The organism is Bacillus sp. T17B1 (assembly GCF_026796395.1).
Classification (GTDB): Bacteria; Bacillota; Bacilli; order Bacillales; family Bacillaceae; genus Bacillus; species Bacillus spizizenii_A.
The window spans coordinates 83,284-109,118 of sequence record NZ_JALAYA010000031.1 but is presented as its reverse complement, the minus strand read 5'-3'; the positions used below and the strand labels follow the sequence as shown (position 1 = coordinate 109,118).

Here is a 25,835-nt window from a genome sequence, read left to right as displayed (position 1 = left end):
ATGAGTTATCTACATGACGCCTTCTCATTAGAAGGAAAAACAGCGTTGGTAACAGGACCGGGAACGGGAATCGGGCAAGGAATTGCCAAAGCGCTGGCCGGGGCTGGCGCTGATATTATCGGCACAGCACATAAAAGCAGTCTGTCTGAAACACAGCAGCTTGTGGAACAGGAAGGCCGAACGTTTACACCTTTTACATTGGACATGAGCAAGCCAGATACAATAAAGGATTCTGCAGCTGAGCTGTTTGAAAATCGGCAGATCGACATCCTTGTCAATAATGCCGGCATTATTCATCGGGAAAAAGCGGAACACTTTGCAGAAGAGAACTGGCATCACGTACTGAATGTCAATCTAAACAGCTTGTTTATTCTCACACAGCTGGCAGGCAGCCACATGCTTAAAAGAGGATATGGAAAGGTTATTAATATCGCTTCTCTCCTATCTTTTCAAGGCGGTATCCTCGTTCCCGCTTACACAGCGAGCAAACACGCGGTTGCCGGTTTGACAAAATCATTTGCAAATGAATGGGCGGCGTCTGGTGTTCAGGTCAACGCAATAGCTCCGGGTTATATTTCTACCGCGAATACACAGCCTATTCGGGATGATGAAAAGCGAAATGAAGACATTTTGAAAAGAATCCCAGCCGGCCGCTGGGGAAAAGCAGATGATATCGGAGGAACCGCAGTCTTTTTGGCATCACGTGCTTCAGATTATGTAAATGGTCATATTTTAGCAGTTGACGGCGGCTGGCTATCCCGCTGACAAATGTAAAAAGCTGACGAACACGATCGTCAGCTTTTTCTATTACATCATATGCGGTTCAACAGGCAAGACCTTTTTGACTTCATCAATGATGCGTTCATTTTCTCCGCCAGCGTAAATGTGAATCGAGCCGTTGTCTTGATTCGAACGAATCAGACGCCCGATGCCCTGTCGTACGCGTAATAACATATATGGCAAATCAACTTCTTCGAACGGATCTTTTTTCGCCCCGTTGCGTTTCGCTGTAAATACCGGATCATGAGGAGGGAATGGCAATGACCAAATCGTAACATTCTTCAATGCATCACCAGGAATATCGAGTCCTTCCCATAAGTGAACCGAACAAAGTACGGTTTCCTCTTCCTCTTGGAATTTCTCCACTAAACTGCTGATTTCCTCATCACCTTCAAAGAAAATCGGATACGGCAGCTCCCAAGCCGACGATAGCTGCTTAAACTCGTTTAATTCCTCAAAAGAAGGGAAAAGCACCAGCGTTCTGCCTTGATAATGTTTGATTGTTTCAATCGTTTCAGCCGTTTTTTGTTCAGCAGCCATATCTCTTTTCGCATATAGATTAACGGTCATTTGCTCGTCATAATCATAAGGAGAATCAACGGTTAATGACAAGTGATCGTGAATCCCGAGACTGTCGGCAATATAATCAAACGAACCGCCTTCTGACAGCGTGGCAGAAGAAAAGATATAAGGAATTTTCTTAGAAAACACTTTTTCGCCAAGTACTTCCGCTACCGTTCTTGGCATCACAACAAAGGTTGATTCTGCTTCCTTTTTCTCAAGCCAGCTGATCGCATCCTTTTGATATAGAGATAATGAATATGCCATTTGTTCAACATATTCTTCCACAACTGACAGCTCGTATTGATCAATCGTGTACATTTCAGACTCGAAAACAAGAGCTTCACCGATTTTTTCAAGCAAACAGCAAAGCTCGTCCGCCGCCTTTTTGACACGCTGGTCATTTTTTATTTCTAAACGGTGTGAACCGGCTACTTCTTTTGATTCTTCAGAAAGAACATAGAAAAACTCATCGTTTGCAGCAAGCGCATCTTCAATCAGCTCAGCAAACTCTTCTCTGATGTCATTTTGAAGCAAACGTTCTAAAAACAATTCAAGAGTAGACTGCTTCACTCTGTAGGTTAACGCTTTTTGTGCAGCAAACTCTAACAGATGCCCTTCATCAAATACAACTGCGCTATGATCAGGCAAGAGCGGCAGCTGGCCCTCTCGTTTGCGCGATTCTTCCGTCCACACATGCTCCATATAAAAATCATGGGAACAAATGATCAAGTCCGTTGACTTGCGGTAATAATCTCTGGAAAGTGTCAAACCGCATCTGTGTCTCATATCACAAGTCAGACAATCCTGAAACGAGTCGTAGCTTACTTCAGACCATTCTTCATTCGATAAATTTGCGTACTGCTTACGATCGCCATACGGATAAAAGCGCTGCATCGCCTGTGATTCATGAACAAATGACGGTAATGACTCATAAAGATCCAGCCATTGATCATCATCAGATCGCTGCATCGTTTTTTCAAGCTTCTTCAAGCATAAATATTGCTCATGGGACTTCGACAGCCTTGTATCAATTTTCAGGTCCAAATGCTCAGCCAGCTTTGAAATATCGCCTTCTTTTTTCACTAGCTGTTCGATTAATGTTTCATCAGCACAAGCGATAATGGCAGGTTTGCCGACATATCTTGCATAGCTGATCGCAAAAAGAAGATAAACCAGTGTTTTCCCCGTTCCCACTCCAGCTTCAGCAAACATGACTTTTTTCTCTTTAAACGCCCGCTCCAGCTGAAAAGCCATAAATACTTGCTCATCCCGAAGATCAAACCCTTTCTCGGGAAGGATATCGTAAAACACGTCACCAATCCAATTGTTCAATTCTTCATAAAAATTCTTTGTTTTCGTTAAAGAAAAAGGCAAACGTGATGTTGTCACCTAGTTCCAACCCCCAACTATTCGACATTCAGACCACCAATAATATCATTTTCTACTGATGAATACAATAAAAAAACTTGGCAATGCCAAGTTTTTTTTACAACTTACTTTCGATTGATCACATGCGCCGATAAAAAAGGATGGTCTGTTGAATAAATATGTTCCACCGCTTTTTCTAAATCATTTAGTGCATGCGACATCACAGACGGAGACGAATCAGCCCCGAGCTCCTTCAGCTCGTTGGCTGTTGTGTCAAGCGCCCTTTGAATAAGTTTAAAATGTTCGCTGTTCAGCATGAGATCACCTCTGATTGAAATAATCATCATTGTATGCGAACTTTTCATTTTATATACATGCTTACCGCATGTTATCGCGGAAATATGCACAAACTACATTCGATATTCCGTACCCAGAATATCCGTCTTATCAACAATATTCTATCAGGGAGTGATGTTGACATGAGTTATAGAAATCGATTAGATCAGCATTCTGAACTGTTTCATCACAATTGGACGCGGCCTAAACGTTCTAAGTCTCAAGTAAACGGTCACACAGAAATGTCCCAAACCAACATTATATTGAGAAGCAACGCGAAAGCGCACCGTTGGTAACGATAGAATATGGCTGAAAGATGAAAGAAGACGCACGCAGAGCGTCTTCTTTTTATGCGTTTTCTGTTTTCTTGCGCTGTGGTCTTACGTTTGACCAGTATTGATAATAATCCGTTTTAATAAATCCATTAAAGAGCTTTCGTTTCTTCGTCGCTTTTCTGCCGTATGCTTCCTCAAAATTCTCATTTGATGTCAGCATATACACAGACCAAGTATCAAGCGGTTTGAACGCCTGTCCCATTTCTTTGTACATCTGCTCAACGGCTTTTTTCTCGCCGAGACGTTCTCCGTAAGGCGGATTGCCGACAATTACGCCAAACTCCAGATTTGTCGTGAAGTCCTTGACCTGCATCTGCTTAAATTGGATTAAATCCCCCAACCCTGCTTCCTCTGCATTCTCTTTTGCGATTTGAACCAAGCGGTGGTCTATGTCGCTTGCGAAAATCGTAAGCGGCTGGTCATAGTTCGCCTTTTCTTCGACTTCAAGCCGTGCTTTGTCCCACAGATCCTTACCGATCCATTCCCAATCCTCAGAGACAAAATCGCGGTTAAAACCCGGGGCGATGTTTTGGCCGATTAGCGCGGCTTCAATTGCGATCGTTCCGGAACCGCAGAAAGGATCGACAAATGGACGGTCCGGGGTCCAATTGGTTAATTGCACTAAAGCGGCAGCAAGTGTTTCTTTAATCGGCGCGCCGCCCTGATCAACACGGTATCCTCGTTTGTGGAGGCCTGTCCCTGACGAATCCAGCGTAATCACCGCCTGATCTTTCAATAAAGAAATTTCCACCTTATACTCGGCACCCGTTTCTTCAATCCAGTCATTGGCTTTGCCGGACTGTAGCTTGAGCTTTTCAACAATTGCTTTTTTGACGATCCGCTGACAGTCAGGAACACTTGCAAGTGTTGATTTTACTGATTTCCCGATGACAGGGAATTTCCCGTTTTCAGGTATAAATGAGCGCCAGTTAATCGCTTTCGTTTTTTCAAATAGTTCATCAAATGTTTTCGCTTTAAAAGAAGTTACCTGAACCTTTATACGGTCGGCTGTTCTAAGCCAAAGGTTCGCACGGCAAATGGCAAGCGCATCACCTTCAAAAATAACTTTTCCGTTATCAACCTTGCACTCGTATCCTAAATCTCGTACTTCCTTAGCGACAACAGCTTCAATGCCCATCGGAGCCGTCGCAATTAGTGTATACTTCGTCATCGTATCACCCTGTCTTTAAAACTTTTTCTCTTTTCAAGATAAAAGCTCTCCTTATAGGGAGAGCTTGTTTTCATCATTTTAATGTAAGTGATCTAACGTTCTGTAAGCCATGTTTTGTTCCGTCGTACTGCAAACGGCTCATCACCTCGTACTCGGGCGGCAATCATCTATCTACAGAAAGCATTCTGTCCTTCTCTCCGTTGAATTCCGTTAAGAAGGTTCCCCTACCTAAATTTGGGTTTCTCGCTCGAGGGGTTTACCGCGTTCCACTCTCACCATTTCTAGTGAGACTTCGTCACTGTGGCACTTTCAAGGATACTTAGCCATATCCAAAGGACGTAGGCTTTTTTCCTGCCGTCAGCCTCTAAAGACTGCCCTAGCTTATGACTTCGCTAGGCACGAACACTACGGGCATCTCAGCACCGTGCGAGCATGGACTTTCCTCTACAGATTCAAGATCTGCAGCGATTACCCGAACGTTAAGAACATGACTTATTATATAACAACTGATTGCAATTTACAAGGCCATTTTTTTCAAACGCGATCAATCGTAAAGCTTGCTGCCAAAAACGTGTTTTTCTAAGTTGGACAGCCGTTTTAAAATATCAAAGTTTGTTGTGTTAGATTGCACAGGCTGTTTTTTGCTGGCTTCTTCAAGCTGTTTTTTCAGCTGCAGATTTTCCTGCTGCAATTCTTCAATTTCTTGATGGAAGGTTTCATAATCCTTAATAATCATATCTAAAAATTTGTCAACGTCTTCTTGCTTGTAGCCTCTAACGCCTGTTTTAAATTCTTTTTCCAAAATTTCTTTCGCAGAAAGCTTTACTTTATCAGCAAGCATCTTTTTCACCTCGTATTGTGAATCATTACATATATTTTTTCAGAAAACTGTACGGTTGTCAAATTTCTCTTATCGCTATGAGTAGCTGTCTTCCTCTACTGTGACTCTCAAGTCATCCATTGTGATAAAGTAAATGGGATAGCCATCCTGTTCGCGTCTCTTTTCAGCCGTCTCAAGCATGTACCTTGGAGAACCTTCCCTCTCAGGATCATACAAAAGCATCAGCGCGTCTGATTTTTCTATGAAGAACTGATTTTTTTGTTTAAACTGAAGTGGGCTTTCATACGGCCTGTGAGTCAGGCTTTCTTCGTAGTCAGCCTGTGCCAGGACAGCTTCATAAAGCTCCTTATTGGGCTCTTTCCAGTTCTTATCCTGATCGTAAAAAGGAGTAATCACAGCCACCTTTAAATCAGGGTATTCCTCCTGCAGATCATATGCCGCTTCAGCCGCCCACAGTTCCGCCCCAAGCTGGCCCGATATTAAAATCCATTCTAAGCCCTCGTCTAAAAGTCCGACCAGCCGGTTTTTGATCGCTTTTTTTATGTAATACAGTGCCTTATCATCATGTTTAAAAATCCCGAGTTCAAATGGCTTGTATCCTGTTACTGCCAATACTTTCATTCCTTCACCTGCTTTAAAAAATGGGGCTCCCATTGGGCCCCATTTTGATGTGCTGTTTGTTTACACCATCAAGCTGCACGTTTCCATACTAGTCGCAGCAAGGTCTTCCTGCTTGAAAATGCTGATGCGTTGCCGGATCAACATTTGAGAAAGTGTGTGGAAAGTAGTGAACGTGCTGAAAATGCTGGTGATTTACGTTTGTTGTGTGCTGTGGGTGAATATGCGGCACGATAGTATTTGAAAACGTATGGTGTTCACAGCAATGAGTAGGATGGACAATCGGCGCCATCATGTGCGGTCTGCAGTGATGCATGATGAAATCCCCTTTCCATAAACTTTATTACATTACTAAGTTATGAAAAATAAGGGGTACATGTTCTAATACAAAGACCTATTTTAAAAATGTACAATTAAGCTGTCTTTAAAGTTTGAAAACACGAAAGCAATCAAAAATACCACAACAAAGAACAAGTAAAAAACACCCTTATACATACCAACTCTCCCTTTAAAAATAACTAACGTCATTTTACAGGATTCGCCGCTATTCTACAACAAAATCAATGTGAATTCAGCAAAAAAATTCATGGCGAAACAAGTCGTCTTTTGCGCTTTCCCGGGGAATATTTACGAGGAATATTTCCTTTTCAGCCGGGCTATTCTCTCATGCAGTTTTTCTGCTTTCTTTTCTGTTATGAATGCCGCATCGTTAAGTAATTGTTCTGCTATATACAATGCTTTCCCAAACTCTTTTTTCTTATGCTCAAAATATTTCGCAAGCTCTATCATAGCAGCGTATCTGCACTTCTGATTTTGGGAGCGAGACAGCTTTTCCCAAAGCGGCACTGCTTCCTCCAACCGGTTTTGTTTTTTGTACAGGAGTGATAAGTCCAGCCGTGCTCTGTCCTCATCCTCAAACGATTTTTCTTTAAGCCTTTCGAGCTGTTTGACCGCTTGGTCCGTTTCTTTATGGGCCATAAACCATTTCGCCATGGCATAAGCTTCACTGTACTCAATGTGCTCTTTTGGCGCATAAGATGCTGACAGAATTTTTTTAGACATATGAATGTACAATGAAATGAGCGAGAGCACATCCATTTCATTATGATGCAGGACTCCCTTTAGAAGATCAGGCTCTTGCGCCTTGATAAAATGAAAGTAAAGCATTGGCGCCAAGTAGCCCGGTGTGTCTTCCTGTCTGCGTATGCCGAGCTCCTCTTTTTCAACCGTACCAAGTGATACGCGGTCCATTTTGTGTTTCCATAGGCGTCTTGCCCCATGCAGAAGGTCAAAGTGACCGAACTCCGGAAGCTTCGGAAGTCTGTCACGGATCAATGTGTGCCTTGTTTTCACCTGCGGCCAATCAAAGGCTTTTCCGTTGTAGGTTACAAGTGATGTAATGTCAACCTCGCTTAAAAAGCTTTGATACAAGGCGACTTCATTCCCCGGTTTGGGCAAAAGATGCTGTTTGACTGTCACTCGGTCTTCATATACTCTCGCATGACCAAGCAAAAAAATGGTATTTCCGGCTCCGCCTCCAAGACCAGTTGTTTCTGTATCAAAGAAAAAGAGACTGTTTTTGTGATACCCTTTTGCTGACAAAGTATGCGACAGGCTGCTTTGATTCCACAGTCTGGTCACTTCATCAAGTTCAGAAAAACTGTATAACCCATGGCGGTGAGAAAGCGGATATTCTACTTCTCTGACGAGGCAGTATTCATCTTCGAAGAAAAAAGGCTTCATGCCAAAAGCCTCCCACTCTTCTAGAAACGGAATTTCAGCGAAATGGTTTTCTTGTTTGCCTGCTTCTATTTTATGTTCTCCTTCGTCAAGCACCATATGCTTTTTCATTCGCTGGAGTTTCCCTTTTAATGACATACCTGACCTCCTTCTTACGACATTTGATCCAACAGCCGCAAAATTCTTTCTTTTGCTTTTATCCCTTCTATTTCGGTTCCTATACAAGACGGACAGCCGTCATGACAAGGACATTGTTTAATGAGCTGTTTTGCGGCTTCATTAATGTCTGAAAAACGTTTGAAGACTTCCTCAGCCAAACCGATGCCGCCCGGATAATGATCGTACAAAAAGATCGTCGGCAATCCGGTATGGGCTGCTTTGATTTGAGAAATGACATGAACATCGTTTCGGTCACACATTATATACACAGGGACAATATGCTGCAGCACATTTGAGATGCCATGAAGCAGCTGTTCCAGCGTCTTTTCCCCGATGTCTTCATCTGCTGCTTTGATTTCAAGCCAAGCTGCACTTGTGTGCAGTTCTTCTTCCGGCAAATGAATAGGACCAGACCCGATATTTTCAAAAGTGGTCATTTTAATTTTTTTAAAAATGGTCGGCAGGGCATTGACAGTGACGTCACCATAGTGCAATGACGTACGGCTTTTTTCCTTCGTTTTATCAATTTCTAATACTTTTAACTGAACTGCCAGGTTTGCATCTGTATAATATTCGACATCGACTTTTCTGACATAAGCCTTTTTATGGTCCCAGTCGAGCTTCTCTACTTGATATTGAATCCCTTCATGCAAATAAATCGCTTCATCATGCAAAAGCGTCATCGCGCTAAAACGATCCATTTCACCGATAATCCTTACATTTGCAATATCCGATTGATCAACAATAACGACATTTTCCTGTGAAGCGGACCGCAAACTGATATTTGATGCGGGGAATGATTCACTTGCCCAATGATACCGTTCGCCGTTGCGATGAAGAACGGCCTCTTCCTGAAGGTACTCAAGAATATCACTTACATCCATCGGCCCAAACTCTTCATCAGTTCTAAAAGGAAGCTCATAAGCCGCACACTTTAAGTGGTCTACTAAAATAATCAAATTCTCCGGATTGATTCTTGCAGATTCCGGCGAGCGGTTAAAGAAATATTCGGGATGCCGAACGATATATTGATCGATCGGCGTTGAATTGGCAACCATGATAATCAAAGACTCACCGTGTCTTCTGCCGGCTCGGCCCGCCTGCTGCCATGCACTTGCCACACTTCCGGGATAACCCGTCATCACACACACTTGCAGCTGGCCGATATCAACACCAAGCTCCAAGGCATTCGTACTGACCACTCCTAAAATGTCGCCTTCTCTCAAACCTCTTTCAATTTCTCTTCGCTCTTTCGGAAGATAGCCTCCCCGATAGCCTCTGATTGACTTTGTCCCAATCTCTTTTTTCACAAGCTCTTGAATATGGCTTAAAATAATTTCCACCCTGACTCTGCTTCTGGCAAAAACAATGGTCTGCACTTTGTTTTTTAGGAACTCTTTCGCCAGTTCATTCACTTCTGCTGTTGCACTCTTTCTAATATTCAACGGCTTGTTCACAATTGGCGGATTATAAAACACGAAGTGCTTCCGTCCGCTCGGGGCACCATTGTCATCGACCAGCCGCATCGGTTTGCCCGTCAGCTGCTCTCCCAATTCCTTCGGGTTGGCAATTGTTGCGGACGTACAAATAAAAACCGGATCACTTCCATAAAAACGGCAGATTCGCTTCAGCCGCCGGATCACATTCGCCACATGGCTTCCGAAAACACCGCGATACGTATGAAGCTCATCGATGACGATATACTTAAGGTTTTCAAACAAGCTGACCCATTTCGTATGATGCGGAAGAATAGCAGAATGCAGCATATCGGGGTTTGTAATAACAATATGACCTGCTTTTCTCACCTTTTGTCTGATTGCCGGAGACGTATCCCCGTCATATGTAAAGCTTTTAATATCAATGCCCATTTCATCAATGATTTCATTAAGCTCGCTTTTTTGGTCTTGTGCCAGCGCTTTAGTCGGAAATAAATATAGCGCCCGGTTTGTTTCATCTTGTGCGATGGACTGCAGGACTGGGAGATTATAGCATAACGTTTTTCCTGATGCGGTTGGCGTTACGGTAACAATGCTTTCTCCTTTTTGCACAAATTGAAAAGCGGAAAATTGATGGGTATATAGTTCATCAATGCCCCTTTTCGAAAGGGCTGCTTTTATTCTTTCATCTATACTTTCAGGCATCGGCCTTGTTCTTGCCTCACGAGGCTCAATTTCATGCCAATTCACAACGTTTTCATTTCCTTTTAACTCAGAAATGAGCTCAGTCAGTGATTTCTTTTTCATTTCTTTACACCTCTTTGTCAAGTACAGTTTACCGAATATTTGTTTGCATGGCTAGGTGCAAATTTTATACAATCGAACAAAAAAAGCAAGGCATACGCCCTGCTTATTTCGCTTTTATTGTAAGGAGCTTTGTTTCACCTTTGCTGGCAGCCTTTTCGCCTGCCGGCACAATTGATCCTACAGCCTCACCATTCATAATAACGATCGGGATGACTGTACTGCTCGCTTTTTCTTTTATCAATTCCAAATCACACGTAATCAGCGGGTCACCGACCTTCACCTTGTCCCCTTCTTTGATGTGGGCAGTAAACCCTTCTCCATTCATATTGACCGTTTCCAGCCCAACATGAATTAACAGCTCAATGCCCGAGCGAGTCCGAATGCCAACGGCGTGTTTGGTGTGGAAAATCTGAATCACTTCACCTTCAGCAGGTGAAACGATTTCACCGTTTGAGGGTTCCACCGCTATTCCTTCCCCCATCATTTTTTGTGAAAAAACAGGGTCCGGCACATCTGTCAGGTCCATTACCGTACCGTCTGCCGGAGAATAAATAACCTCTTCTGTCACTTTTTCCTGAGTTTTGCCCATTCCGAATAATTTTTTCAGCAATGTGTTTTCTCCCTTCTCATTCGCTTCAACCGTTATCCCTTCATTCACCACTATTTAACCACACTTTCAATTTCGCTTCAATTTATAACAACATCTGGCATAGGCGCATAATCTGGATAAAAAAAAGGCGGTGGCAGATTTGGAATTCAATGATGACAAAAAGAACGAGTTGCAAAAGAAAGAAGAAAAAATAATTACGGAGGCGATGGATCATCTTTTTCAATCCTCAGCATTCGGCAACCTATTAAACGGATTTCAAAACCTGATCAACTCGAGTGTTAAGGATGTACAGACGACTATACATGTCAGAGAAAGAGATACCGGGCTGTATGTTGATATTGCCATTCCAGCTACGTTTCGTGATGGCGAGATTGCCGTTGATAGTAGATCGCGGTATCTGAATGTAACACTCCAAGAGAAACAGAAACAGCAAAATGAGGCTACTTTTACAAGCATGACGAGAACAGTCCAGCTGCCTTATGAAGTACACCAAGAAGACATGGAAACATCTTGGAACGAGCAGACAATGACACTTTTCTTTCCAAAAAATAAGCATGAATGAACGATTCATTCATGCTTCTATCATTTGAAAAAGCTAGTAAATCCCTTTATTAAAGATCCGACCTGATTCATTGCACTCATCACTTGACCTGTCGTATCCATCATTTTATTAAAATCAAACTGCCCGTTGGCTTTTTTGAACTGCGACATAATATTTTGGAATTGTGTGGGCTGCTGCTGATTAGGCCTCGGGATCGGATAAGGGTTAGAAAATACAGGCGGCTGCATAGGCATAGACTGATTCGGAGCATACGGCTGATAATATTCCTGCTGCCCATAATGATGCTGCGGGAAGTATTGCCCAGGTGAAAACTGCTGATAATGTCCCTGCATTTGCTGAGGATCATAATAGCCCATTTGCCGAGGATAGCTCTGAGAACTCCTGTTCATTGCGATTCCCCCTAAACTCTACATGTTTCTTCTATATATGTATGAATGAAATCTATTGTTTGTGTCACAGGTCCTGATTCGCGTTTGTCAAATTGTGTCGAAAGTTTAAATTTTTTAAAAACAGAAAAAAGTCGAATCATTATGGTACCATATTTTCAATACAGATGAGAGGGGATGCACCATAATGAACGTATCATACTTAAGCAAACGTTTTGCAGAAATGAAGAAATATGAAACACACTGTATGAATAAACTGATGGACTTTGCCAAGTTCCTCTATATTCAAGGACATCTCAGCACAACTGAGTTTCGTAACAGTATGAAGGTTCTCGAAGCAAATGGAGCAGAAAGCCCGGCATATGAGTTGAATTAACGTCCGGCCCCCTATAACAAACCTAAAAGAAGACAGCCTTTACCGGCTGTCTTCTCTTGCCATTTCATCCTTTACTGCGTGCAATGTATAAAGGACTGACTCAGTAATGTCCTTGAATCGTTTTTTATGAATATGATGAACATATGATTGAAGGACCAACTCCAGAAAATTATCCTTTACGGTCTCGATTTGCTCTTTATGCACATATTTCGGACGGCGGGCTTTTATGAATTCAAGCGCCCCTTGCGCCCAGCGTGCCGCCAGATCATCATTCTCTTCTACTGCAGGCTTTATCGTCTCAAAAAAATCATAAGAAAGATCACTGTCTTTTCCTTCATGATATCGATCCGCACCTTTTTCAGCAGCTTTAATCATTTGCTCGGTCATTTCCAGCAACGTTTGTGATTGCAATACCCTTCACCTCAATGCTTATCGTACCAAATTTCTCTCGCAAATTCAGCCGATGCGGTATACCTTTTCAAACGCATACCTGTGTTGAGGCGATTGGCACAGCTCGTTTATACAAATCTGAAGGTCCATGAGTTCTTCTTCAAGCACACTCAAGCGATCGTTTTCCGTTTCCCTCATCTCAGCCTCAAAGGCCATTAAAGAATGATTTATGCTTTGCTCAGCTCGGGTTAATTCATCTTCTATATCAGAAAGCATACGGAGAATATCTGTTTTGCTTACGTAACCGGACATTCGTGTACCTCCCTTTCCTCGTCTCTCCCGGTTAACATTCTTTGCTCTTCAGGCTCTTTCCTTCCTCATGACAAAACTAGAAGCAAATCGCCAAACAAACAGGCATTCCACGAAAAGCTGAAGTTTTCGACAGAAACACCCGCAAAAATTGTATGATCCTCTCCCTTATTGCAAACGATACTTGTGAGGAGGTGCCGTATGAAAACAAGACCGAAAAAAGCCGGCCAGCAAAAAAAGACTGAATCAAAAGCAATTGATTCTTTAGATAAAAAACTAGGCGGCCCGAACCGCCCTTCTACGTAAGAAGCAAGGAAATTCCTTGCTTCTTTATTTTTTCAGCCAATGCTCCACCGCAAAAAGGGCATGAAGCTGGCGTTTTTTTTGTAAATACCAGTCTGTCAATTCAATCTGCTTCGGCAATTCCTCACGCCTAAAGAACGCTTTCTTTATCTTTCCATGAAACCAATCTGTTTTCTCTCCGTCTAATGAGTGGATTACCTCAGGATAGCATGTCCTTAACATAGGAGATGTTCTTTTTGTGATCCCGATCATTTTTTCCATATCAAAACGGGAGCCTGTATGCGGCACTGTGTGCAAAAATTGATAAAAAGAGGAGAACAATTCCGGACTGAACAGCAATTGAGACAGCTGCTTTCCCAGTCTTACCCTTTCCTCTGTCTTTGAAAAGCGTTTCACTGAAATACCGTAAAGAAACCCGTCTGAAGAAGGAAAAATAACCGTGTTAAAATGAAACCAATCACTTAAATAAAAAGGAATCGTGTCAAAAACATTCTTTTTAAACGAAGGATTTTGTATAATAGGTGTTTGGATAGTGTTTTGTTCATTTATAATGAGAGCATACATCAGCCGCTCCGTGTTTCGCTCATGCCAAAAACGGGTCCATTCTTCCGTCATAAAATGTGAGACGCCAAACACATGCAGGTGATGGAACAGCGGTTTCCCGATTTTTTTTGACCAGTGGTACAATAGAAGCTGCGGATAGGCATCCGAAAAAATAAGCCAGTTCGCTCTTTCATAGGCTAAGAAGAACCACTTTTGCTGTCCCTCACGGAGTCCAAGCTGAAACAGACTGCCTTTTAAGTCAGTCATTGACCAGCCGGCATTGCGAGAAACAAAGGATGCCAAAAGCGACCATTTAATTTCCGGATGACGGTCATAAAACGTTTTATATGCGTTCGTTCTTGAAATATTATCTGCGTTTTTTGATTTTGTCTGCCGCTCAATCCGGCTCAGAAGCTTTCTGATGGTCTGTTGTTCTTGCACGTTCATTCACTTCCGTCATGAATAGTTTAATAAGGAGGATGAGAAAGTGATTCGGTATCCTAACGGAAAAACATTCCAACCGAAACATTCGGTTTCATCCCAATACAGTCAGAAAAGGGCCCCGTCTTACAGTAATCGCGGAATGACCCTCGAAGATGACTTAAACGAAACGAATAAGTATTATCTGACAAACCAAATTGCCGTTATACACAAAAAGCCGACACCTGTTCAAATTGTAGATGTCCATTATCCAAAAAGAAGCGCCGCAGTGATTAAAGAAGCTTACTTTAAACAATCATCGACAACAGATTATAACGGGATTTACAAAGGGCGGTATATTGATTTTGAGGCGAAAGAAACGAAAAACAAGACCTCTTTCCCCCTGCAGAATTTCCATGACCATCAAATTGAGCATATGAAGCAGGTAAAGGCTCAAGACGGTATTTGTTTTGTTATTATATCCGCTTTCGACCAGGTTTATTTTTTGGAAGCCGATAAGCTGTTTTATTTCTGGGACAGAAAAGAAAAAAACGGCAGAAAATCAATTCGAAAAGATGAGTTAGAGGAAGCAGCCTATCCGATTTCTCTTGGATACGCACCTAGAATTGATTATATTAGTATTATTGAACAGCTTTATTTTTCGCCAACATCTAGTGCGAAAGGTTGATTAACGAAAGGTTGAGATGTTATGTCAGATCAATTTAACAGCCGTGAAGCTCGACGAAAAGCGAATAGCAAATCGAGGCCTTCACCGAAAAAAGGCAAGAAACGAAAAGGCGGATTGTTTAAAAAGACCCTTTTCACTCTACTCATTCTGTTTGTTTTAGGTGTAGTCGGCGGTGTGGTAACATTTGCCGTCATGGTTTCAGATGCCCCATCACTAGACGAAAACAAATTGAAGACGCCTTATTCATCGACAATTTATGATAAAAATGGAGAAGAAATCGCTGAATACGGCTCCGAAAAGCGGACCTACGTCTCGATAGATGAAATTCCCGATGTTGTAAAAGAAGCCTTTATTGCGACAGAGGACGCCCGTTTTTATGAGCACCACGGGATTGACCCTGTCCGTATCGGAGGTGCCTTAGTCGCTAACTTTACAGATGGCTTCGGGGCTGAAGGCGGAAGTACGATCACACAGCAGGTCGTCAAGAACTCCCTTCTTTCTCATCAGAAGACGCTGAAACGGAAGGTGCAGGAAGTTTGGCTATCGATTCAGCTTGAACGCAATTACTCTAAAGATGAAATTTTAGAAATGTATTTAAACCGGATTTATTTTTCTCCTAGAGCTTACGGAATCGGAAAAGCGGCGGAAGAATTTTTCGGCGTCACAGATTTAAGCAAATTGACTGTGGAACAAGCTGCGACACTTGCGGGTATGCCGCAAAGCCCGACAGCGTACAATCCCGTTAAAAACCCGGATAAAGCGGAAAAAAGACGGAACATCGTACTCAGTCTCATGAAAAAGCAAGGATTTATTTCTGACTCTCAATATAATAAAGCCAAAAATGTGGCAATGAAAGATGAAGGCGTCGTTTCACAAAAAGAATATGAAAAAAACAATTCAAACAAGTACAGCGCGTTTGTGGAAGAAGTCATGAAAGAAATTGAAGAAAAATCTGATGTCAATCCAGGCACTGACGGATTAAAGATTTATACGACATTAGATACTACAGCGCAAGACAGACTAGATGAATTAATGAACGGAGACACTGTCGGATTTACTGAAGGCATGCAGGGCGGCGTTACGCTTCTCGATACAAAAACCGGAGAAGTCCGCGCGATTGGTGCCGGTAGAAATTCTACTGTTGGGGGCTACAATTACGCCACTCAAGCTCAGCGACAGCCTGGTTCTACCATTAAACCCATTCTCGACTACGGTCCAGTTATTGAAAATAAAAAATGGTCTACCTATGAGCAAATTGATGACTCAGCTTACACGTATTCGGATGGAACACCTATCCGAGACTTTGACCGCTCCTATAAAGGGCTCATGTCTATGCGTGAAGCGCTGGCACAATCTCGTAATATCCCGGCTTTAAAAGCATTCCAAGCAGTCGGAAAAGATGCTGCGGTTGACTTTGCCAATGGACTTGGACTGGGATTAGATAAAGATACCGTATATGAATCCTATTCTATTGGTGGATTCGGAAAAGGCAATGTTGGTGTCTCTTCACTGACGATGGCTGGCGCATACAGCGCGTTTGGAAATAACGGAACGTATAATGCACCGCATTTTGTGAAATCGATTGAATTCAACGATGGCACAAAGCTTGACTTAACACCGAAATCAAAATCAGCAATGAGCGATTATACTGCGTTTATGATTACAGATATGCTGAAAACAGCTGTTAAGACAGGTACTGGACAGCTTGCACAAGTACCCGGTGTGGAAGTCGCAGGAAAAACAGGGACAACAAACTTTGATGAAAGTGAAGTCCAAAGGCATAATATCGCAAGCGACGGTGCCCGAGATTCTTGGTTTGTCGGCTACACACCGCAATATACAGCAGCTGTCTGGACGGGTATGGGAGAAAACGAAGCTGGAAAGAAATCTCTTTCAACTGAAGAACAAAAAGTTGCAAAGCGCATCTTCGCCCAGATCATTGCCGATGTCGATGACGGAAGCGGATCATTTGAGAAGCCTGACAGCGTAGTGGAAGCCACTGTAGAAAAAGGCTCTAACCCGGCAAAACTGGCAGGGCCAAATACGCCAAGCGATAAAAAGCTCACAGAGTACTTTGTAAAAGGCACAGCTCCTTCTACTGTTTCTAAAACCTATGAGAAAAAAGAAAAAGAAGAAACAGAAAAACTGTCTGGTTTACGCGTGAAATATGATAAAGACAATCAATCTTTGACATTAAGCTGGAAATACGACGGAGATGCGACCTTTGCTGTGAAGCAATCTATTGATGGCGGCAGCTACTCAGAAATTCAAAACAGCTCTGCAAAAGAGGCAGTCATTTCGGGTGTGCAGCCAGGAGCTGTATACAAATTCGAAGTAACAGCCGTCAGTGATGATGGCAAAAGTACAGCTTCCACATCCTACGAAGTGCCGAAAGCTGAAGATGATGAAGACAAAGAAGATCAGCAACAAACGGATGATGAAAATCAAGATGATGAGAAGACTCAAGATGACACACAGACTGATGATTCTCAAACAGATGACAGTCAGACAGATCAAGATCAGACAGATGATTCAACAAACGACCAAGACAATAAACAAGACAACACGAACACCAATCCGTCCGACAACAGCAACCAAGATCACCCTAACAATAACAATAACAACAAAAACAATAACAATAACAACAAAAACAATAACAATAATAACAGCAACAACAATCAGGATACGTCGGATGGTGATACGAACTCAGATACGAATCGATCATCAGGCTCTGAAACAAATAAAAACAAAACACAAACGAACTCATCATCAACAAATGAAAAAACAAATTAAACAAAAAGCCATCACCTTTTGGGTGATGGCTTTTTTCTTCATAATAAAAAACCTCCCCTATTATGGAGAGGTTTTATCGATTCATCGCATGGTATTTATAAAAATGCTTTTTCATTTCAGCAAATAGCTCATCAAGCTGAATAAAGCAATGGTATTGGGTCGGCTTTTGAAGAATAAATTCTACTCGTTCCGCCCAATTGATCGGCTTTGCAGGGAATGGTTTCTCCGTCAGTTCTGCCCAATCAAGCGATTTCACCCGCTCACCTGCTGTCCAATGAAGCGAAGCCAGCAAACACACAATGCCCCTCAGCATATCGTTTTGGTCGCATCTCGATTTTCGTGTTTGAAAGACTGGGAGGAGTAATTCTTTAATGTCATCCCACACATTAAATAAAAGCGGAACATACTTTCCACTGTCCTCCCACGGCAAAACGCCTTGAGATTCCGTGCAGAAATCAAAATACACAGGATTGTCCCGTAAGACTTCTTTCATATCCGAGGAGCTCAACTGGCCAAGACTGCGCAAGTATTGCTCATAGGAAGCCAACACTTCTTTCGCTTGCGTCATCGTTTCACCAGTCCTTTTTTATCTCTCTTCTGCCCTTCTCTGCAAAGAGAAAGCAACGGGCACTCCGCACAGCGCGGTGACTGGGCCTTACAGTGATATCTGCCGAAGAAAATAAGCCGGTGATGTGTAACGGACCAGTCTTCTTTCGGAACCTTGCGCATCAATGTCTTTTCCACTTCCAGCACCGAGTCCTTCCAACGGCAGATTCCCAAACGCTTGCTGACTCTCTCCACATGGGTATCTACGGCGATGGCCGGCACGCCAAAGGCAACGGATACCACGACGTTGGCAGTCTTTCTTCCGACACCTGGCAGTTTGACAAGCTCATCACGGTCTCGCGGCACTTCTCCGCCGTAATCTTCAATAATCATTTTGCTCAGTTTTTGAATGTTTTTCGCTTTATTACGATACAAACCGATTGATTTAATATCCTGCTGAAGCTCTTCCAGCGAAACAGCCAAATAGTCTTCCGGCCGTTTATATTTTTGAAATAATGTTTTGGTCACTCTGTTTACAAGTGCATCTGTACATTGCGCAGATAAAGCGACTGCCACCACTAATTCAAAAGGATTGGAATGAACCAGTTCACACTCTGCGTGGGGAAACATGTCGCCTATCTTGTCTAGACAGAATTCAATTTGTTTTAGATTTAACACGATTGTCACCTTTTCACTTTATTGTTCAAGCCAATTGTAAAAAGGAACCTGCCTTTTATACTCTTTTTGCGGTTCATTCTGTTTTGCTTGTACCTTCCGGAATTTTTGGCTGTGAATTTTAGCCTGCTCTACAGTTTTCAGCCCGTTTTTCTTCCACTCAAATAAAATCCGGTCAATGTAGCGGAAGCTGAGTTTTCCTGAGAGTACAGCCTCTTTTAACGCGTGTTTAATCAGCTGTGCGTCGTGCTGATCTTGGTCCTGCCAAATGGCCAGTGTTTCACACTCCAAAGGTGATAAGGGTCTGGCGAACTCTTCCTCAAAAATGGTATAAAGGCTTTTTTGTTCCCCTTCTGCTTTTTTTTCCTGTGTTTGAGTCTGTGCAAACTGTATATACTCGTACAGCTTGCCCCACAAAGGCTGAAGAGAGTACTTTTCAAATTTGATGCCGTTTTGGTCTTCGCATTCTTCAATAAACAGAAAACCTTTTTGGATGAACATCCGTAATCTGTTTGTGCATTCCTCAACAGAAATTGACATACCTTCCTGCAGCTGATTCGGTGTAGGAAAATAAGAGCCTTTTTCTAAATGCATTTTGATTTTTAACAGCAGGATAAGTTCTGTTTCATTAAGCCCGAGCTGTTTAAAATGCGTGAGCAGAAGATTAGGGATTGTTGACGTTCCCTGCTCCTGCATGTCAATAAATTGATGTTTTTTCATTGTCACACCTCTTACTGTAAAGGATCACGATTTCCCCTTTACTGTAAAAAGTCTCCCTTGCAGGAGACTCTTTTTCTTGTTTCATTTGAATGTATTACGGATACAGACGGTTTAATAGTCTTGGGAATGGAATGGTTTCACGAACGTGAGGCGCTCCGCTGATCCAAGCTACTGTCCGCTCTAATCCAAGGCCGAAGCCGGAATGAGGAACTGATCCATATTTTCTAAGTTCAGCATACCATTTATATGCGTCAGAATCCAGTCCATGTTCTTTAAGACGAGCTTCCAAAAGTTCCATATCGTGAATCCGTTCAGATCCGCCGATAATTTCTCCATAGCCTTCCGGCGCAATCAGATCGGCGCAAAGCACGACATCATCACGGTCAGAAGCAGGCTGCATATAAAACGGTTTTAAGGCAATCGGGTAGCGGGTGATGAAAACAGGTTTGTCATAGTGTTCGGCTATCGCTGTTTCATGAGGCGCTCCGAAGTCATCTCCCCATTCGATATCATCAAAGCCTTTTTCTTTCAGAAAATCAATCGCTTCGTCATACGTGATTCTTGGGAACGGAGCTTTGATTTGCTCAAGTTTTGACGTGTCTCTTCCTAGTGTGTTTAATTCGATTTTGCAATTCTTAAGAACGGATTGCACGATGAATGAAACGTAATTTTCCTGTACTTGAAGGTTTTCTTCAAATTCTACAAACGCCATTTCCGGTTCGATCATCCAGAATTCGATCAAGTGGCGCTTTGTTTTGGACTTTTCCGCTCTGAATGTCGGTCCGAAGGAGAATACTTTTCCTAAAGCCATTGCCGCAGCTTCCATGTAAAGCTGACCGCTTTGAGACAGGTAAGCATCTTCATCAAAGTACTTTGTCGCAAAGAGCTCTGTTGTTCCTTCAGGCGCGCTTCCAGTCAGAATCGGAGGATCCACTTTTACGAAGCCTTCGTTATTAAAGAATTCATAAGTCGCGCGAATGATTTCATTACGGATTTTCATGATCGCATGCTGGCGTTTTGAACGCAGCCATAAATGTCTGTGATCCATCAAAAATTCCGTGCCGTGTTCTTTTGGCGTAATTGGGTAATCAGTCGCTTCGTGAATAACTTCAATACCTGTCACAGCTAGTTCATAACCAAGCGGGGAACGCTCGTCCTCTTTGACAATCCCTTTTATATAGAGTGACGTTTCCTGCGTCACTGATTTAGCTGTTTGGAAAATGCTTTCTTCCACTTCCGCTTTGACTACGACACCTTGAATAAATCCAGTACCGTCCCGCAGTTGTAAAAACGCGATTTTCCCGCTTGAACGCTTATTAGCGACCCAAGCTCCGATCATTACTTCCTCACCTACGTGCTTGTACACTTGGTTGATTGTTGTTTTCAACATATTTCCCTCCAAAACAAGAAAGACATTCGGAAGCCCAGTGCCCCGAACTCTATTATCATCACTTTATTATACCCGCTCTTAACTAACCGGGTCAATGCAGATAAAAAGCGGCTTTTCTCTCAGCCGCTTTTTAACTGTTAGCTATGTTTTTCGACAAAACGCTTGATTCTTTCAACCGCTTTTTCAAGAAGCTCTAATGATGTTGCGTAAGACAGACGGACATTATCAGGAGAGCCAAAGCCAGATCCAGGAACAATCGCAACTTTTTCCTCCTCAAGAAGCGCTTTAACAAATTCATCAACATCTTTGAAACCGCAAGATTGGGCTGCTTCTTTTGCATTCGGGAACAAGTAAAAAGCACCTTCTGGCTTCACACAGCTGAACCCAGGGATTTCTACGAGCTGTGCATAGATTGTATTTAATCTATGTTCAAATGCTTCTCTCATTTCCTCCAATGGCTCAGAAGGCCCGTTATAGGCAGCAATCGCTCCGTACTGTGCGATTGATGTCGGATTTGACGTACTGTGGCTTGCAAGGTTCGTCATCGCTTTAATAATGTCTTCAGAACCAGCTGCATAACCGATTCTCCAGCCCGTCATGCTATGTGACTTCGACACGCCATTAATAATAATCGTCTGCTCTTTCAGACTGTCAGACAGCTGTGCAATGGAAACGTGTTTCTTTCCGCCGTATGTAAGTTTTTCATAAATTTCATCAGACACAATCAGGATGTCATGTTCAAGGCACACTTCACCAAGCGCTGCCAATTCTTCTTCCGTATACATGACACCAGTCGGGTTGCTTGGAGAGTTAATGACGATCGCTTTTGTTTTATCTGTGATCGCATTTTTCAGCTGTGCAGGAGAAATCTTGAAATGATTTTCCTCAAGGCCTTCTACATAAACAGGCTTTCCGCCAGCGAGTTTCACCTGCTCCGGATAGCTTACCCAGTAAGGCGTTGGAATAATGACTTCATCTCCTTCATCCAAAATCACTTGGAAAAGGGTATACAGCGCGTGTTTGGCACCAGTGCAGACAATAATTTGAGACGGTTTGTATTCAATATTCTGGTCACGTTTAAATTTCTCTGCAATGCTGTTTTTCAGTTCAGCCAGACCACCTGAAGGCGTGTATTTCGTATGGCCTTCGTTCATTGAACGTACAGCGGCATCAATAATGTGCTGCGGTGTATTGAAGTCAGGTTCGCCTGCTCCTAAGCCGATGACATCATGGCCTGCCGCTTTCAGTTCTTTTGCTTTCGCCGTGATTGCCAGTGTGGTAGATGGTGTTAATGCGGATACTCTTTTTGCCAGTTTCAACTTGAACTCCCCCTAATTCGTCTTAAGGCGTGATATTTTTGAGAATCTTTCCAGTTGTAAAGTCCACATAACTTAAACTGTATTGACCTTCTTTGTCTAAGTACGTCACTTCCCAAAGCAGGACATTTCCTTCTCTTGCCAGGTGAACCTCTTTTTGCTTTGAAACCAGGCCTTCATCCTGTATGATTTTTGCCGCTTTGTCTTCCGAGATACCCTCTTTTGCTTCTTTTGAGAGAATTTTTGCTTTTTTATCAGCAGGAACCCAGACATATAATGTGGTGCCTTTTTTGTCCGTTCCCTTTACAACATAATATTTTTCTTTTCCGACAAATGTTTCGACTTGATCAACGTTGGCGAGATCGGTTCCTTTTTTAGCTTCAGCAGCTGCTGCTTCGTGCCCCTCTTCCTTTTGTGCCATGGCTGTTTTATAAATACTTGCCGAGACAAGAAGTACTGCTAAAAAAATAATACCAAAAATGGCGGTAAATATTAATGCTTTTTTTCTCATCTTCTCACCTACGTACGATAAATGGTAAAAACGGCTTGGTTTTTGTTTTCTTCATCCAGCGCAAGGCCGAACATCAGGTTGTCTCTTTTCAGTGTCCGATTCAGTGTGTCTACAATTTTATACAGGTCATCAGAATGCTCTACATTAATTGTTGAAAGTATTTCGATTTTGCTTTCCATATTTTCATCCTCCAGTTTGAACAAATATTGTTAGTCATACTCCATTCCAGGACACGCCATACTAGTATCACAGAGCGGCAAAACCGCTTTTAAATAAAACACCATCCTACTCCCACACCGGAAAGCCGCTTTATGCGGCTTTTATTCATTTTTCCTTGCAACGTAAGCCTTAAGCTCGCTGTCAGTCATTTCAGATACAGAGGTTGTCGGCAGGGCATCAAGAAACAGCCGGCCGTAACCAGCCGTTTTAATCCGTCTATCCAATATGACAATCGTCCCTTTGTCACCGGATGTCCGCAGCAAGCGGCCGATTCCTTGTCTGAAGGTCAGCACAGCTTCCGGAAGTGATACTGTTTGAAACGGATTCCGCCCTTTTTTGCGGGCAAGCTCACATTTGGCAGCATGAAGCGGATGGTCAGGGGACCGGAATGGAAGCCTCACGATCATTACCGTTGTCAGCTCATCACCAGGGAAATCAACGCCTTCCCAAAAATGATTCGTACCAAGCAGGATCGCCTGATTGGATGTTTTAAAAGTTTTCATCAGTTTCCCGGGACTTCCGCCTGTAATTCCTTGCGCCAAGAGCTGAATGCCGGAAGCGCTCATCACGTGCTTCAGTTCCTGATGAACCTTTTTCAGCATATCATGGGAAGTTAACAGCACAAGAATTTTAGGCTGTTTTTCCTTTGCCATCAGTTCGATATAACGGGCGGTATCCTGTATAAATTCAGCTTGCCCCGTATCTTGGATTGATTTCATTTCTTTTGGGATCATCACCCGCATGCGCTCATCGTAAGAAAAAGGCGACTCGATTCTCATTGTCCGCGGGAAAAAGTCACCCAGCCCCAGTCGTTCAATCATAAATTGAAAAGAATTTTCGACTGTAAGGGTTGCAGATGTAAGCACCACACTGTGTTTGCGCGCGAAAAACTGATCAGCCAAAAGTTCACCGGGTTCAAGCGGCTGTGCGTAAATGGCCACCGCATTTTTCGCTCCCTTTGCGTCTATTTCAATCCAAACTGCTTCATCATCTTCAGACTCAAAGAACAGCTTCTGCAACGTCTGACAGTACTGCTGCAGGCCTTTCATGCTTCTTTGATATTCATCCGCTAAAAAGACAGATTTGCTCTTCATACTCACCAGATGTTTTTCCATCAGGGCCGACTGTGCCTCGAAAAGCTGCTGTAAATGTGTCAGCATGGAACAAAGCCTCTCCGCTCCATCCGTTAAAATCGGCCAGCTTTTATCTTGGCTTTCTTTGTTCACCCTCAAAACTAGACGGTTTAAGTCTTCTTTAGGTTTTCTTCGTTTGACAAAAGAATGCACTGAGCTGAAGAAAGCATCACTTTCTGCTTGAATGTGCTGAATCCACTCTTCCAATTCGAAGAAGGAATCAACCGGCAGGCTGTTTCGCTGAAATAGCTGTCTCATCTTTTTTAGAAGTCCCTGCTCTTTCAGAGTGCCGATTCTGCTCAATTTAGTATGCAATTCTATGTACGTGGCTCTTTTTCCTAAATGTTCGCTTGCCACACGTTCAAAATGATGTGCTTCATCGATAATAAATGTGCCGCTTTCAGGGAGCCTTTTTTTCTGGCTGCCTTCATCGGTCAGCAAAAGAGAATGGTTGGTGATCACCAAATCGGAACGGATAGCCATCTGTTTGGCACGCTCATAAAAGCCGGTCACATTCTCATTGCGACTTCTTTTATAGGATTCATCGTCATAAGCCAATCTGTCCCACAGCAATTTTCCGCCTGAAGGCAAATTCAGTTCAGCTACATCTCCTGTGTTAGTCTCTGTCAGCCAAACGAGGAGCTGTGCCTTTGTCAGTACGGCATCATAATTATCATCGTCTTCATGAAGCACCTGCTCGAATTTATGCAAGCATAAATAATGCGATTGCCCTTTTAAAATCGCCGCTGTTACCGGAAATGGAAACAGATCTTGGACAATCGGCAAATCCTTTGAGAGAATCTGCTGCTGCAAAAGCGTTGAATACGTACTGATAATGACCTGCTTCTTGGATTTCTTGGCAAAAAGCGCAGCCGGAATAAGATAGCCAATCGTTTTTCCGATTCCCGGAGGAGCTTCAATCAGCGCATGCTCACGATTGGCAAACGCTTCAGCTACTTCTTTCATCATCATCATTTGGCCTTCTCTTTTTTCATACCCAGGCATTAATTCTGACAATGCTTTTTCACTTCCCGCTTCCCAATTTTCGATCTCAAATGAGCAGTTCCCCTCTTCATTGACACGTTCATCGACTGACTGGGGTTCTCTGACAGAAAAAGAGGAAAAGCGCGCAAAGCCCGGTATTTCGGTATGTCTGTTTTCATAAATGAACATATCCAACAAATGCGTCAGATCACTGATAAAATGCTGCGAAAGCCTTCTTAACTGCTTTAATGTCGGATAAGGAAGCTTCCGGAGCTTTTCAAGGATTTCCAAAAGAATAAGCCCTGTCACTTCAGCGTCGCTGTCCGCCCGATGCGGCTGATCATGCCGCAGTTGAAGCTCCTCGCTTAATTCGGTCAGCTTATATCCCTCAAATCCCGGAAAAACAATACGGGAGAGCTCGACAGTATCCAGCACTTCACAATCTGGGAGATGGAAGCCCGCCTTATGTAACTCATACTTGACAAATCCAAGGTCAAAATGGATATTGTGGGCGACAAAATAAGCGCCGTCAAGCAAATGGAACACTTCTTCAGCGACAGCCTCAAACGGCTGTTCATGCTCTACCATTTGATTAGAGATTCCAGTAAGCTGTTCAATAAAAGCAGGAATGGATTTATTTGGATTAATGTATTTTGAAAACCGCTCAGTAATTTGTCCATTTTCGATTACAACCGCTGCGATTTGTATGATTTTATCGCCTTTCTTCGGCGAATTCCCTGTTGTTTCCACATCTATTACAACGAACCGTTGCTTATTCATTAAAATGGACACCTCAATTCTTGCAT

General features: G+C 42.8%; 29 protein-coding genes and 1 other RNA gene. 7 read left to right on the top strand and 23 right to left on the bottom strand.

Translation table 11 applies throughout. The features are described 5' to 3' along the window. Entirely contained in the window at positions 1-765 is a 765-nt protein-coding gene (kduD, locus tag MOF34_RS15205; protein ID WP_268400698.1) for a 2-dehydro-3-deoxy-D-gluconate 5-dehydrogenase KduD, read from the top strand. A 42-nt stretch (positions 766-807) separates the two neighbouring features. On the opposite strand, the gene MOF34_RS15200 is transcribed toward kduD, so the two are convergent. Next, positions 808-2,733, bottom strand: coding sequence for an ATP-dependent DNA helicase (locus MOF34_RS15200; protein ID WP_268400697.1), 1,926 nt, complete (start codon positions 2,731-2,733; stop codon positions 808-810). A 104-nt stretch (positions 2,734-2,837) separates the two neighbouring features. Further along, positions 2,838-3,029 (bottom strand): hypothetical protein, encoded by a 192-nt coding sequence (locus MOF34_RS15195; RefSeq protein WP_029317058.1) that lies wholly within the window; start codon positions 3,027-3,029, stop codon positions 2,838-2,840. A 162-nt stretch (positions 3,030-3,191) separates the two neighbouring features. On the opposite strand from MOF34_RS15195, the gene MOF34_RS15190 reads away from it, so the two are divergent. Next, positions 3,192-3,344, top strand: a complete 153-nt coding sequence (locus MOF34_RS15190; RefSeq protein ID WP_010327933.1) for a YpzG family protein — start codon at positions 3,192-3,194, stop codon at positions 3,342-3,344. A gap of 52 nt (positions 3,345-3,396) precedes the next feature. Here MOF34_RS15190 and MOF34_RS15185 read toward each other — a convergent pair whose 3' ends face one another. From MOF34_RS15185 to MOF34_RS15145, 9 genes are all read right to left on the bottom strand, one after another. Continuing rightward, the gene (locus MOF34_RS15185) at positions 3,397-4,554 is read right to left on the bottom strand and encodes a THUMP domain-containing class I SAM-dependent RNA methyltransferase (protein ID WP_268400696.1); all 1,158 of its coding nucleotides are present in this window, start codon (positions 4,552-4,554) and stop codon (positions 3,397-3,399) included. Positions 4,555-4,652: 98 nt separating this feature from the next. Beyond that, positions 4,653-5,034, bottom strand: an RNA gene (gene rnpB, locus MOF34_RS15180) — RNase P RNA component class B. A 64-nt stretch (positions 5,035-5,098) separates the two neighbouring features. Next, complete coding sequence (gpsB, locus tag MOF34_RS15175; RefSeq protein ID WP_003225629.1) at positions 5,099-5,395, bottom strand: cell division regulator GpsB; 297 nt, start codon at positions 5,393-5,395, stop codon at positions 5,099-5,101. Positions 5,396-5,470: 75 nt separating this feature from the next. After that, complete coding sequence (locus tag MOF34_RS15170) at positions 5,471-6,016, bottom strand: DUF1273 domain-containing protein (RefSeq protein WP_268400695.1); 546 nt, start codon at positions 6,014-6,016, stop codon at positions 5,471-5,473. An 88-nt stretch (positions 6,017-6,104) separates the two neighbouring features. Next, a complete protein-coding gene (gene cotD, locus MOF34_RS15165; protein ID WP_080010318.1) occupies positions 6,105-6,329 on the bottom strand; it encodes a spore coat protein CotD in 225 nt (74 codons plus the stop codon). A gap of 83 nt (positions 6,330-6,412) precedes the next feature. Next, complete coding sequence (locus tag MOF34_RS15160; protein WP_119996594.1) at positions 6,413-6,541, bottom strand: hypothetical protein; 129 nt, start codon at positions 6,539-6,541, stop codon at positions 6,413-6,415. 99 nt (positions 6,542-6,640) lie between these two features. Next, positions 6,641-7,891, bottom strand: a complete 1,251-nt coding sequence (locus MOF34_RS15155) for a ribonuclease H-like domain-containing protein (RefSeq protein ID WP_268400694.1) — start codon at positions 7,889-7,891, stop codon at positions 6,641-6,643. 14 nt (positions 7,892-7,905) lie between these two features. Then, positions 7,906-10,155, bottom strand: coding sequence for an ATP-dependent helicase MrfA (gene mrfA, locus MOF34_RS15150; RefSeq protein ID WP_268400693.1), 2,250 nt, complete (start codon positions 10,153-10,155; stop codon positions 7,906-7,908). A 103-nt stretch (positions 10,156-10,258) separates the two neighbouring features. Then, a complete protein-coding gene (locus tag MOF34_RS15145) occupies positions 10,259-10,765 on the bottom strand; it encodes a PTS sugar transporter subunit IIA (RefSeq protein ID WP_268400692.1) in 507 nt (168 codons plus the stop codon). A gap of 139 nt (positions 10,766-10,904) precedes the next feature. Here MOF34_RS15145 and MOF34_RS15140 point away from each other — a divergent pair, with 139 nt between their 5' ends. Next, complete coding sequence (locus MOF34_RS15140) at positions 10,905-11,327, top strand: Hsp20/alpha crystallin family protein (protein WP_268400691.1); 423 nt, start codon at positions 10,905-10,907, stop codon at positions 11,325-11,327. Between the two features lie 20 nt (positions 11,328-11,347). Here MOF34_RS15140 and MOF34_RS15135 read toward each other — a convergent pair whose 3' ends face one another. Beyond that, on the bottom strand, positions 11,348-11,716 hold the full coding sequence (locus MOF34_RS15135) for a YppG family protein (RefSeq protein ID WP_268400690.1): 369 nt from the start codon (positions 11,714-11,716) through the stop codon (positions 11,348-11,350). Between the two features lie 184 nt (positions 11,717-11,900). Here MOF34_RS15135 and MOF34_RS15130 point away from each other — a divergent pair, with 184 nt between their 5' ends. Next, positions 11,901-12,089 (top strand): YppF family protein, encoded by a 189-nt coding sequence (locus MOF34_RS15130; protein ID WP_268400689.1) that lies wholly within the window; start codon positions 11,901-11,903, stop codon positions 12,087-12,089. Between the two features lie 39 nt (positions 12,090-12,128). On the opposite strand, the gene MOF34_RS15125 is transcribed toward MOF34_RS15130, so the two are convergent. Together MOF34_RS15125 and MOF34_RS15120 are read right to left on the bottom strand one after the other, a co-directional pair. Beyond that, positions 12,129-12,500, bottom strand: coding sequence for a YppE family protein (locus MOF34_RS15125; protein ID WP_019714743.1), 372 nt, complete (start codon positions 12,498-12,500; stop codon positions 12,129-12,131). A 45-nt stretch (positions 12,501-12,545) separates the two neighbouring features. Next, positions 12,546-12,791, bottom strand: a complete 246-nt coding sequence (locus MOF34_RS15120; protein WP_019714744.1) for a DUF5446 family protein — start codon at positions 12,789-12,791, stop codon at positions 12,546-12,548. Positions 12,792-12,989: 198 nt separating this feature from the next. Here MOF34_RS15120 and sspM point away from each other — a divergent pair, with 198 nt between their 5' ends. Next, the gene (gene sspM, locus MOF34_RS15115; RefSeq protein WP_003225606.1) at positions 12,990-13,094 is read left to right on the top strand and encodes an acid-soluble spore protein SspM; all 105 of its coding nucleotides are present in this window, start codon (positions 12,990-12,992) and stop codon (positions 13,092-13,094) included. Positions 13,095-13,118: 24 nt separating this feature from the next. Here sspM and MOF34_RS15110 read toward each other — a convergent pair whose 3' ends face one another. Next, positions 13,119-14,081: a DUF2515 domain-containing protein gene (locus MOF34_RS15110; protein ID WP_268400688.1), complete on the bottom strand. Its 963-nt coding sequence runs from the start codon at positions 14,079-14,081 to the stop codon at positions 13,119-13,121. Between the two features lie 40 nt (positions 14,082-14,121). Here MOF34_RS15110 and recU point away from each other — a divergent pair, with 40 nt between their 5' ends. Together recU and MOF34_RS15100 are read left to right on the top strand one after the other, a co-directional pair. After that, positions 14,122-14,742: a Holliday junction resolvase RecU gene (gene recU, locus MOF34_RS15105; RefSeq protein WP_268400687.1), complete on the top strand. Its 621-nt coding sequence runs from the start codon at positions 14,122-14,124 to the stop codon at positions 14,740-14,742. Positions 14,743-14,763: 21 nt separating this feature from the next. After that, positions 14,764-17,535: a PBP1A family penicillin-binding protein gene (locus MOF34_RS15100; protein WP_268400686.1), complete on the top strand. Its 2,772-nt coding sequence runs from the start codon at positions 14,764-14,766 to the stop codon at positions 17,533-17,535. A 73-nt stretch (positions 17,536-17,608) separates the two neighbouring features. Here MOF34_RS15100 and MOF34_RS15095 read toward each other — a convergent pair whose 3' ends face one another. The 8 genes from MOF34_RS15095 to dinG form a co-directional block, all read right to left on the bottom strand. Continuing rightward, positions 17,609-18,103 (bottom strand): YpoC family protein, encoded by a 495-nt coding sequence (locus MOF34_RS15095; RefSeq protein WP_268400685.1) that lies wholly within the window; start codon positions 18,101-18,103, stop codon positions 17,609-17,611. Continuing rightward, positions 18,100-18,759, bottom strand: coding sequence for an endonuclease III (gene nth / locus MOF34_RS15090; protein WP_003225594.1), 660 nt, complete (start codon positions 18,757-18,759; stop codon positions 18,100-18,102). The genes MOF34_RS15095 and nth overlap by 4 nt, the downstream gene beginning before the upstream one ends. Positions 18,760-18,777: 18 nt before the next feature. Then, the gene (gene dnaD, locus MOF34_RS15085) at positions 18,778-19,476 is read right to left on the bottom strand and encodes a DNA replication protein DnaD (RefSeq protein WP_268400684.1); all 699 of its coding nucleotides are present in this window, start codon (positions 19,474-19,476) and stop codon (positions 18,778-18,780) included. Between the two features lie 94 nt (positions 19,477-19,570). Then, positions 19,571-20,863 carry an asparagine--tRNA ligase gene (gene asnS, locus MOF34_RS15080; RefSeq protein WP_268400682.1) on the bottom strand — a complete coding sequence of 431 codons (1,293 nt, stop codon included), beginning with the start codon at positions 20,861-20,863 and terminating at the stop codon, positions 19,571-19,573. Positions 20,864-21,003: 140 nt separating this feature from the next. Continuing rightward, positions 21,004-22,185 (bottom strand): aspartate transaminase AspB, encoded by a 1,182-nt coding sequence (aspB, locus tag MOF34_RS15075; protein WP_019714751.1) that lies wholly within the window; start codon positions 22,183-22,185, stop codon positions 21,004-21,006. A gap of 22 nt (positions 22,186-22,207) precedes the next feature. Next, on the bottom strand, positions 22,208-22,693 hold the full coding sequence (gene tseB / locus MOF34_RS15070; protein WP_268400681.1) for a cell wall elongation/penicillin-binding protein regulator TseB: 486 nt from the start codon (positions 22,691-22,693) through the stop codon (positions 22,208-22,210). 8 nt (positions 22,694-22,701) lie between these two features. Next, positions 22,702-22,872 carry a YpmA family protein gene (locus MOF34_RS15065; protein WP_003225588.1) on the bottom strand — a complete coding sequence of 57 codons (171 nt, stop codon included), beginning with the start codon at positions 22,870-22,872 and terminating at the stop codon, positions 22,702-22,704. Between the two features lie 141 nt (positions 22,873-23,013). Beyond that, positions 23,014-25,809 (bottom strand): ATP-dependent DNA helicase DinG, encoded by a 2,796-nt coding sequence (dinG, locus tag MOF34_RS15060; protein WP_268400680.1) that lies wholly within the window; start codon positions 25,807-25,809, stop codon positions 23,014-23,016. Positions 25,810-25,835: the final 26 nt, after the last annotated feature.